Genomic DNA, 12,425 nt, shown 5'->3' with positions numbered 1-12,425 from the left:
GAAGCGTGATGGACGTCTTTTTCTTTCTGGTGCCGGGCGTCATGATCGCCGGCGCGCTCTTCATGGCCTCCCGCGTGGTGCGCCGCTGGCTCCAGCTCGGCGCGGCCTGGAACAGCGGACTGACCGCGGAGGCCCGCTGTCTGCGCACGTACACGACCACGTACGGCGGCGGAGGCGACACCTCCGTGCGCACGGCGCTGCACCACGTCTACGAGTTCACCGCCCGCGACGGCCGCACCGTCCGCTTCGAGGAGGAGGGCGGCCCGGGGACCACCGTCGAGGGCGACTACGTCACGGTGCGCTACGCGGAGGGCCCGGAGGTGGTGGCCACGGCCCTGGCCCCCCGCCACGGCAGGGCCGCGGCGGGCGCCGTGGGCACCCTGGTCTTCCTCGGGGTGATCGTCGCGTTCTGCGTCGGCTTCATGGTGACCTACGCCACCGTCTTCCAGGACTTCCCCGGCTGAGCGGGTCGCGCCGGACATGCCGGAAGGGCCCCTCGCTCTCGCGAGAGGCCCTTCCTCCGTGCGCCGCCAGGGACTCGAACCCCGGACCCGCTGATTAAGAGTCAGCTGCTCTAACCAACTGAGCTAGCGGCGCATGACCCTCGCCTTCCGCTTTCCGCGGTCGGCGACGAGGAAAATACTACCTGGTCCCGGCCGGTGCTTCCGACCACCTGCACCGGGACCGGGTCCAGGACGTCCGGAGCCCGCCGGAAGGGTCCTAGATCGCCAGCGACAGCAGGACCGGCGCCGCGTTCCGGTTCAGGGTGTCGGCGGCCTGGCGCAGGCGGTGGGCGTGCTCGACGGGCAGGGACAGCGCCAGACATCCGACCGAGGAGCCCGCGGTGATCGGGACGGCCGCGCAGACCGTGCCCACCGCGTACTCCTGGAGGTCGAGGACCGGCACGGTCGGGGGCTGGGCCTCCAGCCGGGACAGCAGCAGCGCGTCGCTGGTGATCGTGCGCGAGGTGAGACGGGCCATCTTGTGCCGGGAGAGATGGTCACGCCGGCCGTTGTGGTCGAGCTGGCCCAGCAGGCTCTTGCCGACCGCGGTGGCGTGCGCCGAGTAGCGGAAGTCCACCCACTCGTTCACCGCGGGCGTGGCCGGGCCCGCGGCGTACTGGGTGACCTTCACCTCGCCGTCGACGTAGCGGCTGATGTAGACGGCGGCGCCGACCGAGTCGCGCAGCCGGTCGAGCGTCTGCTGGAGCTTGTCCCGCAGTGCCTCCTCGTGATGATGGGCCGAGCCCAGACGGCCGAGCGCCTCGCCGGTGACGTACACCCCGTCGGAGGTCTGCTCGACATAGCCCTCGCGGCGCAGCATCGGCAGGAGGCTGGTCAGGCGCTCCGTGCCGAGGCCGGTCTCGCGGGCGAGCTCGGCGTCGGTGACGCCGGCGGTGTGCCGTGCCACGGTCTCCAGGACGCGCAGGGCGTCCTGTGCCGAGTGGTACGGCGTGGTCGGCTCGTGCTTCAGCGCCACGGTTTCCCCCTGCGGTCGCTTCCTAGGGCCGTGGTCCGAGGGTCGGACCCACTCAACGATAACCGTCAAACGGCTGATGTGGAGCGGTTGTTGGCGAGAAAGCGGCCCTCCCGTCTGGGACGCCGGCACTCTGGCACATGCCCGTGTCATGAGCTGGTGTCGAGACCTGGGGTGTTCGAGCGTTCACACCCTGTCGTCAGAGCACCGCCCCGAGAAATTCCCGGGTCCGCTCCTGAGCCGGGTCGCTGAAGATCTTCTCCGGCGGCCCCGACTCCACGATCCGCCCCGAGTCGAACATCAGCACCTGGTCGGAGAAGTCCCGGGCGAAGCTCATCTCATGGGTCACGCACAGCATCGTGATGTCGGTGCTGCGCGCGATGTCCCGCAGCACGTCCAGCACGCCCGCGACCAGCTCAGGGTCCAGCGCCGAGGTCACCTCGTCCAGCAGCAGCACCTTCGGCCGCATCGCCAGCGCCCGCGCGATCGCCACCCGCTGCTGCTGCCCGCCGGACAGCCGACCCGGCTTCTCGCCGGCCTTGTCGGCGAGCCCGACCAGTTCCAGCAGCTCCCGGGCCCGCCGCTCGGCCTCGTCCCGGGACAGCCCGAGCACCGTGACCGGCGCCTCGGTGACATTGCGCAGCACGCTCATGTGCGGGAACAGGTTGAACTGCTGGAACACCATCCCGATGTTCCTGCGGACCTCGCGGCACTCCTTGTCGGACGCGGGGTACAGCCGCTGCCCGTCGACCGTGATCGTGCCCTCGTCGGGCTTGGTCAGGGTCATCAGCATCCGCAGGATCGTGGTCTTGCCGGACCCGGACGGCCCGATCAGGGTGACGTGACTGCCGGCCTTCACGGTCAGGTCCAGCCGGTCGAGGACCGTCTGATCGCCGAACCTCTTGGTGACATTGCTGATCTCAACGGACAAGGCGACGCTCCAGGGTGCGCAGAAGGACGGAGGCGAGGTAGGAGATGAGGACGAAGGCCACGCCGATCACGGTCAGCGGCTCGGTGAACCGGAAGTTCGACTGCGAGAACAGCCGCGCCCGGCCCAGCATGTCCAGCACGGTGATCGTCATCAGCAGCGGAGTGTCCTTGAGCATCGCGATGACGTAGTTGCCGAGCGCGGGCACCACCCGGCGGACCGCCTGCGGCAGGATCACCGCCGTCCAGGTCCGCCGTCGCGGCAGACTCAGCGCCTTCGCCGCCTCCCACTGCCCGGCGGGCACGGCGTCGATACCGGCTCCGTAGACCTGCATCGTGTACGTCGAGTAGTGCAGCCCGATGCCGAGGATGCCGGTGGTCAGCGCCGAGAACGCCAGCCCCCACTCGGGCAGCACGTAGAAGAGGAAGAACAGCTGCACCAGCAGCGGGGTGTTGCGGACGAACTCCGTCACCGCACCCACCGGCCAGCGCACCCACCGGGTCGGCGTGCGCATCAGCAGCGCCCACACCAGCCCCAGCGCGAACGACACCAGCGAGCCGAGCGCGAGCGCCCGCAGCGTGACCAGCAGCCCGTCCCAGAAGTACGGCATGAAGTCCCGTACGGCGTTCCAGTCCCAGTTCACCGGGCCACCCCCGCCTTCAGCCGGCGCTCCAGGCCCTTCATCAGCCGGGTGAGCACGAAAGCGATCACGAAGTAGATCAGCAGGACATAGCCGTAGATCTCCGCGCTCTCCTGGAGCGCGAGACGGACCAGGTTGCCGCTGAAGGCCAGGTCGCCCATGCCCATCACCGACACCAGCGCGGTGCCCTTGAGCAGCTCGACCAGCAGGTTGCAGAACGACGGCACCGTCTCCGGCACCGCCTGCGGCAGCAGGATCAGCCGCATCCGCTGCCAGGGCGTGAAGCTCAGCGCGATCCCGCCCTCCGCCTGCGCCGGATCGACCGCGTTCAGCGCACCGCGCACGATCTCCGCGCCGTACGCCCCGTACGTCAGCCCCAGCGCGAGCGTGCCCGCCCACAGCGGGACCAGCTGCCAGCCGAAGGCGAGGGGCAGCACGAAGAACACCCAGAAGATCATCAGCAGGGCGGAGATGCCGCGGAACACCTCGGTGTAGAAGCCCGCGAGGAAGCGGACCGCCCACCGGCGGTGGACGCGGGCGACCCCCACCACGAAGGAGACGGCACCGGCCAGCAGCGCGCTGCACACCAGCAGCTGGACCGTCGTCCAGGTGCCCCTGAGCACGAGTTCCCACAGTCCCGGCGTCACGGTCCGCACAGCTCCTTCGCGGTCAGGTCGGTCATCTCGGCCTCGGTGAAGCCGAACGGCCGCAGGATGCGCAGGAGTTCGCCGCTCTTCTTCAGCGCGCGCAGTTCACGGTTGAAGGCGTCGCGCAGCCGGGTCTCGGAGGCCCGGAAGGCGAACGCGCCCCCGTCGACATGGGGCTTTCCGTCCACCAGCGGCGCGAACGGCTTCGTGGCCTCGGCCTTGCGGGACTTCTTCACCACCTCCCGCACGGTGACGGCCGTCCCCGCGAACACGTCCACCCGCCCCGCCTCCACGGCGTTCAGGCCGGCGACCTGGTCCGGTACGACGAGGATGTCGCCCTCGTCGTACCCCGCCCCGACGGCGTAGTCGATCTCGGCGTACCCGGTGCCGGTGGCGAACCGGGCCTTCCTGGCGACGACGTCCCGGTAGTCGCGCAGGCCCAGCGGATTGCCCTTGCGCACGATGAACGAGTCGAGCATCTGGTAGTCGGGATCGGCGAAGACGACCTGCTCGCACCGCTCGGGATTGACGTACATCCCGGCCGCGACGACGTCGAACTGCTGCGAGTTCAGCCCGGGTATCAGCGATCCGAACTCGGTCGGCACGGGCTGCACCCGGTCCACCCCGAGCCGCTTGAACACGGCCTTCGCCAGCTCCGGCGCCTCACCGGTCAGCCGGCCGTCGGTGTCGATGTATCCGAAGGGGATCTCCCCGGCTATGCCCAGCCGGACGACCCCCTGGGCTCTGAGCCGCTCCAGCAGATCACCCCCCGGGGTGTCCGAGGCCGAGGCCACACGCGAGCAGCCCGCGGCCCCCAGGGCGCCGAGCGCCGCCACCCCCGCGAGCAGCGACCGGCGTGAGGTGGTCGAGACAAGTGAACGAGCCATGGCCGCGCGGCTACCCGGGGTCTCATGAGTTATGCCCCGGCAGTTCAAGGGCGTTCGCGTACAACCCGGCGCCCGGCACACGAGTCGATCAGGTCATGGCCTCTGCACAAGTCCTCGTCAAGGGGTACGCCAGCGCGCGTCTCGACCCCGACCGGATCACCGTCGAACGGGACCGGACGTACACGAAGATCCCGCTCGCGGCGGTCCGCGAGGCACGGCCGGACGGGGCCACGGCGATCGAGGTCGTCCTGACCGACGGCGTCGTGCACCGGCTGGAGGGGCCCAACCCCACCGCCACCGCCGCGTTCCTCGGTGCGCTCGACGCCGCCCTGCCCGAGGAGCGGGACCCGGCCGGCAGCGCCTCGGTCGTCACCGAGCCCGCGGGCGTGCCGCTGAAGATGCGCTACGTCACCGGTGCGCTCGCGGCCCTCGTGCTCCCGTGGACCGGCTGGACCGTGTGGGCCGGCTCGCGCGAACCGGGCAGCTGGTTCTTCGTGTTCGTCTCCGGCCTGCCGCTCCTGCTCGGCCTGCTCGGCACCTTCGCGCTGCTGACCTCCCTGTACGACCGGCTGGTGCTGGCCCGGCGCGGCATCACCGTCCGGGCCGTCCGGGCCTACGGGGCGGACGGGCGCGCCCTCGGCCACCACGCCTACACCGACGCGGCCGGCGCCCCGCACCACCACTACTCCGGCCGCAAGGGGGAGACCCTCCTCGTCGTCTACGACCCGCAGCGCCCCGGCCGCAAGGTCGCGCGGCAGTGGTGGGTCCTGGTGGCGCTGCAGTTCCTGGCCGGCGCGGTCTGTGCGCTCGGCTGTCTCGCGCTGGGCCTGGCCGGGGCCCTGTTCCCGTTCCTGTGACCCGACCGGGTGATGCCGGGCGCGGCACTCCGCCTGCTGGGTACCCGGGGGAAGGGTCCGTGTCCGACGCTGCTCGACAAGAGGGCGCGCGGGCCCCGACGCCCGACGGACACCAGGAAAGGCAGGACATGACCGCACTCGGAATCCTCCACCCGGGCCAGGCGGCCGAGGACGACTATCCGCGGATCGAGCAGCTTCTGGGCAGCGACATCCGGGTCGACGTGGTGCACACGGACATCGCCGACTCCGGGCGCCTCAGGGCCGACGTCGAGCAACTGCGGCTGACGGGAGCCGAGGCGCTGGTGTGGGCCGGCCCGGCGGACGGCACCACACCCCGCCGGGAGGAGGCCCAGGCCGAGATCCGCGTCCTGGCGCAGGCTGCGGGCATGCCCGCCTCCTCCACCCCCTTCGGCTTCGTGCACGCCGCGGCCGAGATCGAGGCCCGCCGGGTCGCCGTCGCCGCGCCCGGTCCGCGCGAGGCCGCCGAGCAGTTCGCCGCGTTCCTGCGCGCGGGCGGCCTGGAGGTGACGGCCGTGCACAGCGCGGGCGCCGCGGCCGGCGAGGAGGCCGGGGACGAGGCCCGTCTCCTCGCCCTGACCCGCGCCGCCGACGCCCCCGGCACCGACGCGATCCTCCTCCCGGACACCGGCCTCAGCACGGTCGCCCACCTCCCCGCGCTGGAGCGCTCCCTGGACAAACCCCTGCTGACCGCCCACCAGGTCACCGTGTGGGAGGGCCTGCGTCTGACCGACCGCAGGGTGAACGCGCCGAGGCTGGGCGCCCTGTTCACCAGGGAGCCGGTCGTCCAGGTCTGAGCTCCCCGCGCACCGGACGGACCCGGGGGAATAAACGGAGACAGTCTCCTGTTAAGGACCGGCGGCGAGGCCCGGTGGTGCGGCCGAGCAGGACACGGCGACGAGCAGGAGGCTCCCGATGACGGCGGACGAGATCCGAGGAACGACCCGGGGCAGTGCCCCCGTCCCCCTCTCCGTGCTGGACCTCGTCACCGTCGGCTCCGGCCGCACCGCCACCGACGCCCTGCGCACCAGCGTGCGGCTCGCCACACTGACGGAGTCCCGCGGCTTCCACCGCTACTGGGTCGCCGAGCACCACTCCATGCCCGGGGTGGCCTCCTCCTCCCCGGCCGTGATCCTCGCCCATCTCGCCGCGCACACCGGCCGCATCCGGCTCGGCTCCGGCGGCGTCATGCTGCCCAACCACGCCCCCCTGGTCATCGCCGAGCAGTTCGGCACCCTGGAGGCGATGGCCCCCGGCCGGATCGACCTCGGTCTCGGCCGCGCCCCCGGCACCGACGGCGCCACCGCGGCGGCCCTGCGCCGCTCCGACTCGCTGAACGAAGGCGCCGACGACTTCCCGCAGCAGCTCGCCGAACTGGTCCGGTTCCTCGACGACGACTTCCCCGACGGCCATCCCTACCGCCGCATCCACGCGGTCCCCGGCCCGGTGCAGGCGACCGCGCCCGGCGGGGTGCAGTCCCCGCACCGGCCGCCGGTCTGGCTGCTGGGCTCCTCCGGGTTCAGCGCCCGGCTGGCCGGAGCGCTCGGGCTGCCCTTCGCCTTCGCCCACCACTTCTCGGCGCAGAACACCGTCCCCGCGCTCGACCTGTACCGGGAGTCGTTCCGGCCGTCCGCGGTGCTCGACGAGCCGTACGCGCTGATCGGTGTCTCGGCGCTCGCCGCCGACGAGGAGCGGGAGGCCCGCCGCCAGGTCAGGGCCGCCGCGCTGAACATGATCCGGCTGCGCACCGGACGTCCGGGCCTGGTGCCGACACCGGAGGAGGCGGAGGCGTACGCGTTCAGCCCCCTGGAGCGGGAGTTCATGGACTCCTGGAACGCCAATGTCGTCCACGGCACCGCCGACGAGGTCCGCGCGGGCCTGGACGAACTGCACAAGCGCACCGGCGCCGACGAGCTGATGCTCACCGCCAACGCCCACAGCGGCGAGGTCAGGCTGCGCTCCTACGAGCTGATCGCCGACGCCTACGGCCTGCCCGCGGCGTAGCGGGGCCGCTCCGGGGCCGCGGGCGGCGGACCGGTCAGCCCGCGCAGGACGTCCCCACCCGCAGCCCGGAGATACGGTCCGGCGGCACCGGCCGCGAGTACAGCCACCCCTGGCCGGTGTCGCACCCGATCCGCCGCAGCCGCTCGGCCTGCGACGACGTCTCCACGCACTCCGCCGTGACGGTCAGCCCGAGCCGGTGGGCGAGCTGGATCATCGCCTCGACGACCACCTCGTCGGCGGGGTTCGGCGGTGCGCCCTCGCCCTCGTACTGGAAACCGCGCACGAAGGAGCCGTCCAGCTTCAGCACGTCCACCGGGAGCCGGGAGAGATAGGCGAGGTTGGAGTAGCCGGTGCCGAAGTCGTCGATCGCGAGGCGTACGCCCATGGCGCTCAGGGCCTGGAGGACCTGGAGAGGACGTCCGGCGGAGCCCATCACGGCCGACTCGGTCAGTTCGATCTGGAGCAGTCCCGGGGCGAGCCCGGTCTCGGCGAGGATCCGGCGCACGTCCGTGACCAGGTCGGAGTCCCACACCTGGCGGACGGCGACGTTGACGCTGACGAACAGGGGTTCCTCGCCGGGGTGTTCGAGCTGCCAGCGGCGGGCCTGCCGGCAGGCGGTGGCCAGCACCCACCGGCCGAGCGGCACGATCGCGCCGTCCTCCTCCGCCAGTCCGATGAACCGATTCGGCGTCAGGGTGCCGAACTGCGGGTGGTCCCAGCGCACCAGCGCCTCCACCCCGCGCAGCCGGCCGTCCGCCATGCCGACCAGCGGCTGGTACTCCAGCCGGAACTCGCCGCGCTCGATGCCGGGGCGCAGGGTGGAGGCGAGGGCCTGGCGGGTCATGCGGTGGGCGTTGCGCTCGGGGTCGAACAGCGTCCAGCGGTCCTTGCCGTCGGCCTTGGCCCAGTACAGCGTCGTGTCGGCGGCCTGCATCAGCCCCGTCGCCGTGGCGTCGGCGGCGAGCCGCTCCACGACGCCGACGGAGGCGCTGACCGACAGCCGGCGGCCCGAGAGGTCGAACGGCTCACGCACGGCGCCGAGCACGGACTCGGCGAGGTCGGCGAGCTGGTCGGTGCCGGTGGAGTCCTCGACCAGCAGGGCGAACTCGTCGCCGCCGAGCCGGGCGACCAGGGGAGCGCCCGCGCGGGCGTACCCGGCCTCGTCGGCGCAGCGGGTGAGGCGTTCGGCGACGGCGGCCAGCAGCCGGTCGCCGACCCGGTGGCCGAGGGTGTCGTTGATCGCCTTGAAGCCGTCCAGGTCCAGGTAGCACAGGCCGACCCGGCCGGTGCCGCCGCGCTCCTCCGGCACGGCTTCCAGAGCCGCGGTCAGGCGCTCGAAGAACAGGGTGCGGTTGGGCAGCCGGGTGACCGGGTCGTGCATCTGCAAGTGCCGCAGCCGCGCCTGGAGTTCACGGCGGGCGCTGATGTCGCTGACGGACAGCAGTACGCCCTCGTCGCCCTCCTCCAGCGGCGACACCGTGACCTGGACCCACACCGCGTGCCCGTCGGGGTGCTTGACCCGGCGGGTGCAGCGCAGCCGGGCGCGGCGGCCGCGCAGCACCTCGCGGTAGGCGTGCCAGGTCCGGCCGTCGGAGGTCAGGTCGACCAGGTCGGCGGCGACCTGTCCGGCCGGCGGGCGCGCGGGCGTCCCGAAAAGGGCGGCGAAACCGTCGTTGGCGTTCACGACCAGTCCGTCCCGGTCGACGACGGCCATCGCCAGCGGGGCCGAGGCGAACGCGGACCGGAAGGAGTCGCTCGCGCCGACGGCCTCGGCGCCGGTACGACGAGATGCTTCGTGATCACTCTCTGTGACGGCCGGCCGGATGAGGTCTGCCGCGGGTGTCGACCCTTCGGACGTTCCGCTCACCGCTCGCTCCCGCAGTGCACTCGATCTGCTGGGTCTCTGCTCGATCTCTGTCCGGGCAGGAAGTGTCAGGAAAGTGTGCCGATCATAGAGGCTGCCTTCTGGCCCTTCCAGCCGTTCTCCAGTGTCCCCCGTGCACCGCGATATCACCCGCCTTTCTGACGGATCGTTTCTGCCCTGGCTGGACGGGTTTCTTCTGCGACCGACCGATTGTGACGGACCGTGAGCGGTTCGGGGGTGTCGCCGATGCGGCCAGGGGCTGCTCACTCGTCCGATGCAGGCAAATAGGACATATAGCATTAAAGTCGTACAAGCTGGATGTGGAGTCCGCTTCCCGGCGCCGCGCGGCGCGGGGGTGCCCGAACCGCATCCGGAGGTCCCTGTGCCGCGTCAGTTCCCGCGCCTTCGACTGCGCAGCACCGCGGCCGTCCTCACCACGATGTCGGCGCTCGCCGCCACCTCCCTCATCGGCGCCCCCTCCGTCGCCGAGCCCTTCTCGGCCTCCCCGTGCGCCCTGGAGCGCACCGACGTCCATCACTCCGAAGGGGTCGACACCTGGAACGCCGTCTATCCGAGGCCGGCCCGTGAGCTCAAGGCCGTGCTGATCTTCCTGTCCTTCCCGGACTCCGCCCCGCTCACCACCCCCGACCAGCTGACGGCCGATCATTTCCCCGCCACCAGCGACTTCTTCGCGCGCGCCTCCTACGGCAGGTTCACCCTGCGCCCGAAGCCGCTGCGCACGTGGCTCACCATGCCCCGCCCCTCCACCGCGTACGCCATACGGCGCGACTGGAACGCCGTCCACCGGGCCGCCTACCTGCGCGACGCCCTCGCCGTCGCCGACGAACGGGTCGACTTCTCCGCGTACGACATCGTGTACTTCGTCGCCGACCCGGACGCGCCCGGCGTGGACTCCGACGCCACCAAGGTGGTCAACCTGAACGTGCCGCTGCGGGCCGACGGCACGGACATCCGCCGCTTCGTCACCGTGTTCGAGAGGCATCCGCCGGACCGGCTCGTCCTCGCCCATGAGACCGGGCATGTCTTCGACCTGCCCGACCTCTACCACCGCCCCGTCGACGGCGAGGGTGACTGGGACACCCATGTGGGTGACTGGGACCTGATGGGCAGCCAGTTCGGACTCGCCCCGGATCTCTTCGGCTGGCACAAGTGGAAGCTGGGCTGGCTGGATCCGCGCCAGGTGGTCTGCGTGCCCGGCCCCGATCCGGCCCGGCTCACGCTGGAGCCGCTCGGGGCGGGCCCCGGGGTGACGGTGACCGGAGCCGCCGGGGCGCCGTCCTTCGGGCTCGGCCGCGGCACCAAGCTCGCGGTGGTGCGCACCGGGCGGGACAGCGTGCTGGCCTTCGAGGCGCGCGGCCGGCTCGGCAACGACGAGGACGCCTGCCGGTCGGGAGTGCTGGTGTACCGGGTGAGCAGCTCGGCCGCGTCCGGCAGCGGCCCGGTCGAGGTGGTCGACGCGCACCCGCGCACCGAGGCGTGCTGGGAGAACTCCGTCTATCCGCCCCTCGCGGACGCGCCCGTCGGCGTCGGCGAGAGCTTCACCGTGCCCGGTGAGGGGGTCCGGGTGGAGGTCGAGGGCCGCACCCCGGCGGGGGCCTGGACGGTGAAGATCGTCCCGGCCTGAGAACGGAGCCGGGCAGACGAATGAGCACCCTCGGAGAACCGAGGGTGCTCATTGCAGGTCAGCGACCTGTTAGCTGTGCGCCGCCAGGGACTCGAACCCCGGACCCGCTGATTAAGAGTCAGCTGCTCTAACCAACTGAGCTAGCGGCGCCTGCTGACGTCGTAGACCTTAGCATCCTGATCGGCGGGAGGAAAAATCGATATCCGCACGGCCGCGCGGGCCGCCCGCACGGCCGCCCAGAGCAGCACCTCCGGGCCCGGCAGCCAGGGGTGCCGGGTGTCGGGGGCGACGAGCCAGCGGGAGTCGAGCGGGCCCTGGGCACCGGGGCCGCCGACGGGCGCGGGGACCGTCACGGCGTCGCCGGTGCCGTGGCAGAGCAGGGGCGGGACCGCCGCCGTACGGCCGTCCGGGCCGCGGGAGCCGAACTCCTCCCACGTCAGCAGCGACGGCAGACGCTGGGCCGTGCCGGGCGCGGCGAACAGCAGGATGCGTCCGCGGTACGCCGCCACCGGACCGGAGCCGGGCCCGTCGTCCCACAGCCGGTCCAGCATCCTGCGGCCGAACATCGCCGGGGCGCTCACCACGTCGAACGCGGTGCCGCAGGGCAGGACCGCGGGTGTGTCCGGGCGCTCCTCCCAGAGCGCGAGCGTGCTGCGCGGATACGTTCCTGCCGAGGCGAGCCAGGCGGCCCCGTCCGGGGTGAGGCCGGTGCTGCCGTGGCCCTCGGGGAGGAGACCGGAGTGCGGTTCGTTCCGAAAGCTGCTCATGCCACCCACAAGTACCGGGTGTGAACACCCGGTTTCCCTGGGTTGCCGGAATCCGGGACAGACGGGGGTGGAGAGGAGTATCTTGCCCGCCCGCCTGGCATATGCCAGGCGGGCGCGGGGCTCAGATCTGCTCGGCGCGGCCCAGGCCGTTCTCGCCGCGCTGCAGGTCCCGGCCGAACTCGACCATCTTCTTGGCATAGTCCTCGGTCCACTCGGCCCGCTCCGCGATCTCCGCGTCCGTCAGCCGGTCGAAGCGCCGCGGGTCGGCCAGCTGGGCCGCCGCGATCGCCTGGAACTCCATCGCCCGGTCGGCCGCCGCACGGAATGCCTGTGTCAGCTCCGTCGCCCGCGCGAGCAGCGCCCGCGGGTCGTCGATCGACTCCAGGTCGAAGAAGTGCTCCGGGTCCCCGGCGGCCTCCGCGGGCTCGAAGAGCAGGGGCGCGGGGCGTAGCCGCGGCTCGTGGGGGCGCGGCGTGGGCTCCGCCATGTCAGGTCCTCCTCGTACGTGTCCGATGGCGCGCCTGGGGGCGGACCACCCTCCATTGTCCCGCGGGGGCGCAAGAGGGCCCTCGGGGGACGGATTCACCCACCGCAGCGGCGGGGCCGTGCGCTTTCAGGGGCGCCAGGGGATGCGGTGTTCCGCGAGGCGGGCCGGTACGGCGTGGTTGGCCTCCCAGCCGTCCGGGCTGTGT

At 72.1% G+C, this 12,425-nt stretch carries 13 protein-coding genes and 2 tRNA genes; 5 read left to right on the top strand and 10 right to left on the bottom strand.

Annotated features, from left to right (window positions below):
- Positions 1-8 precede the first annotated feature (8 nt).
- Positions 9-464 carry a hypothetical protein gene (locus ACIQGV_RS05195; RefSeq protein WP_402490666.1) on the top strand — a complete coding sequence of 152 codons (456 nt, stop codon included), beginning with the start codon at positions 9-11 and terminating at the stop codon, positions 462-464.
- Between the two features lie 59 nt (positions 465-523).
- Here the strand turns inward: ACIQGV_RS05195 and ACIQGV_RS05190 are convergent.
- From ACIQGV_RS05190 to ehuB, 6 genes are all read right to left on the bottom strand, one after another.
- Positions 524-597, bottom strand: a tRNA-Lys gene (locus tag ACIQGV_RS05190).
- Between the two features lie 123 nt (positions 598-720).
- The gene (locus ACIQGV_RS05185; protein WP_402490663.1) at positions 721-1,479 is read right to left on the bottom strand and encodes an IclR family transcriptional regulator; all 759 of its coding nucleotides are present in this window, start codon (positions 1,477-1,479) and stop codon (positions 721-723) included.
- A 196-nt stretch (positions 1,480-1,675) separates the two neighbouring features.
- The gene (gene ehuA / locus ACIQGV_RS05180) at positions 1,676-2,407 is read right to left on the bottom strand and encodes an ectoine/hydroxyectoine ABC transporter ATP-binding protein EhuA (RefSeq protein ID WP_402490660.1); all 732 of its coding nucleotides are present in this window, start codon (positions 2,405-2,407) and stop codon (positions 1,676-1,678) included.
- Entirely contained in the window at positions 2,397-3,047 is a 651-nt protein-coding gene (ehuD, locus tag ACIQGV_RS05175) for an ectoine/hydroxyectoine ABC transporter permease subunit EhuD (RefSeq protein ID WP_402490657.1), read from the bottom strand. The genes ehuA and ehuD overlap by 11 nt, the downstream gene beginning before the upstream one ends.
- On the bottom strand, positions 3,044-3,691 hold the full coding sequence (gene ehuC / locus ACIQGV_RS05170) for an ectoine/hydroxyectoine ABC transporter permease subunit EhuC (protein ID WP_402490654.1): 648 nt from the start codon (positions 3,689-3,691) through the stop codon (positions 3,044-3,046). Before ehuC ends, ehuD begins: the two co-directional genes overlap by 4 nt.
- On the bottom strand, positions 3,688-4,578 hold the full coding sequence (gene ehuB, locus ACIQGV_RS05165; RefSeq protein WP_402490652.1) for an ectoine/hydroxyectoine ABC transporter substrate-binding protein EhuB: 891 nt from the start codon (positions 4,576-4,578) through the stop codon (positions 3,688-3,690). The genes ehuC and ehuB overlap by 4 nt, the downstream gene beginning before the upstream one ends.
- A gap of 95 nt (positions 4,579-4,673) precedes the next feature.
- Here ehuB and ACIQGV_RS05160 point away from each other — a divergent pair, with 95 nt between their 5' ends.
- The 3 genes from ACIQGV_RS05160 (at position 4,674) to ACIQGV_RS05150 (ending at position 7,457) form a co-directional block, all read left to right on the top strand.
- Complete coding sequence (locus tag ACIQGV_RS05160; protein ID WP_402490650.1) at positions 4,674-5,435, top strand: hypothetical protein; 762 nt, start codon at positions 4,674-4,676, stop codon at positions 5,433-5,435.
- Between the two features lie 128 nt (positions 5,436-5,563).
- On the top strand, positions 5,564-6,250 hold the full coding sequence (locus ACIQGV_RS05155; protein ID WP_402490647.1) for a decarboxylase: 687 nt from the start codon (positions 5,564-5,566) through the stop codon (positions 6,248-6,250).
- Between the two features lie 118 nt (positions 6,251-6,368).
- Positions 6,369-7,457 carry an LLM class flavin-dependent oxidoreductase gene (locus ACIQGV_RS05150; protein ID WP_402490644.1) on the top strand — a complete coding sequence of 363 codons (1,089 nt, stop codon included), beginning with the start codon at positions 6,369-6,371 and terminating at the stop codon, positions 7,455-7,457.
- Positions 7,458-7,491: 34 nt separating this feature from the next.
- Here the strand turns inward: ACIQGV_RS05150 and ACIQGV_RS05145 are convergent, their stop codons facing one another.
- Entirely contained in the window at positions 7,492-9,324 is a 1,833-nt protein-coding gene (locus tag ACIQGV_RS05145) for a putative bifunctional diguanylate cyclase/phosphodiesterase (RefSeq protein ID WP_402490641.1), read from the bottom strand.
- A gap of 379 nt (positions 9,325-9,703) precedes the next feature.
- Here ACIQGV_RS05145 and ACIQGV_RS05140 point away from each other — a divergent pair, with 379 nt between their 5' ends.
- Complete coding sequence (locus ACIQGV_RS05140; RefSeq protein ID WP_402490639.1) at positions 9,704-10,966, top strand: M6 family metalloprotease domain-containing protein; 1,263 nt, start codon at positions 9,704-9,706, stop codon at positions 10,964-10,966.
- Positions 10,967-11,042: 76 nt separating this feature from the next.
- Here ACIQGV_RS05140 and ACIQGV_RS05135 read toward each other — a convergent pair.
- The 3 genes from ACIQGV_RS05135 to ACIQGV_RS05125 all read right to left on the bottom strand — a co-directional run bounded on the left by ACIQGV_RS05135 (position 11,043) and on the right by ACIQGV_RS05125 (position 12,220).
- Positions 11,043-11,116, bottom strand: a tRNA-Lys gene (locus ACIQGV_RS05135).
- A complete protein-coding gene (locus ACIQGV_RS05130; protein WP_402490636.1) occupies positions 11,107-11,733 on the bottom strand; it encodes a hypothetical protein in 627 nt (208 codons plus the stop codon). Before ACIQGV_RS05130 ends, ACIQGV_RS05135 begins: the two co-directional genes overlap by 10 nt.
- A 121-nt stretch (positions 11,734-11,854) precedes the next feature.
- Complete coding sequence (locus ACIQGV_RS05125; RefSeq protein WP_402490634.1) at positions 11,855-12,220, bottom strand: hypothetical protein; 366 nt, start codon at positions 12,218-12,220, stop codon at positions 11,855-11,857.
- Positions 12,221-12,425 lie beyond the last annotated feature (205 nt).

It is taken from the genome of Streptomyces sp. NPDC093094 (assembly GCF_044754345.1).
GTDB lineage: Bacteria > Actinomycetota > Actinomycetes > Streptomycetales > Streptomycetaceae > Streptomyces.
The sequence above is the reverse complement of the archived record's forward strand: the minus strand, read 5'-3'. Positions and strand labels throughout refer to the sequence as shown.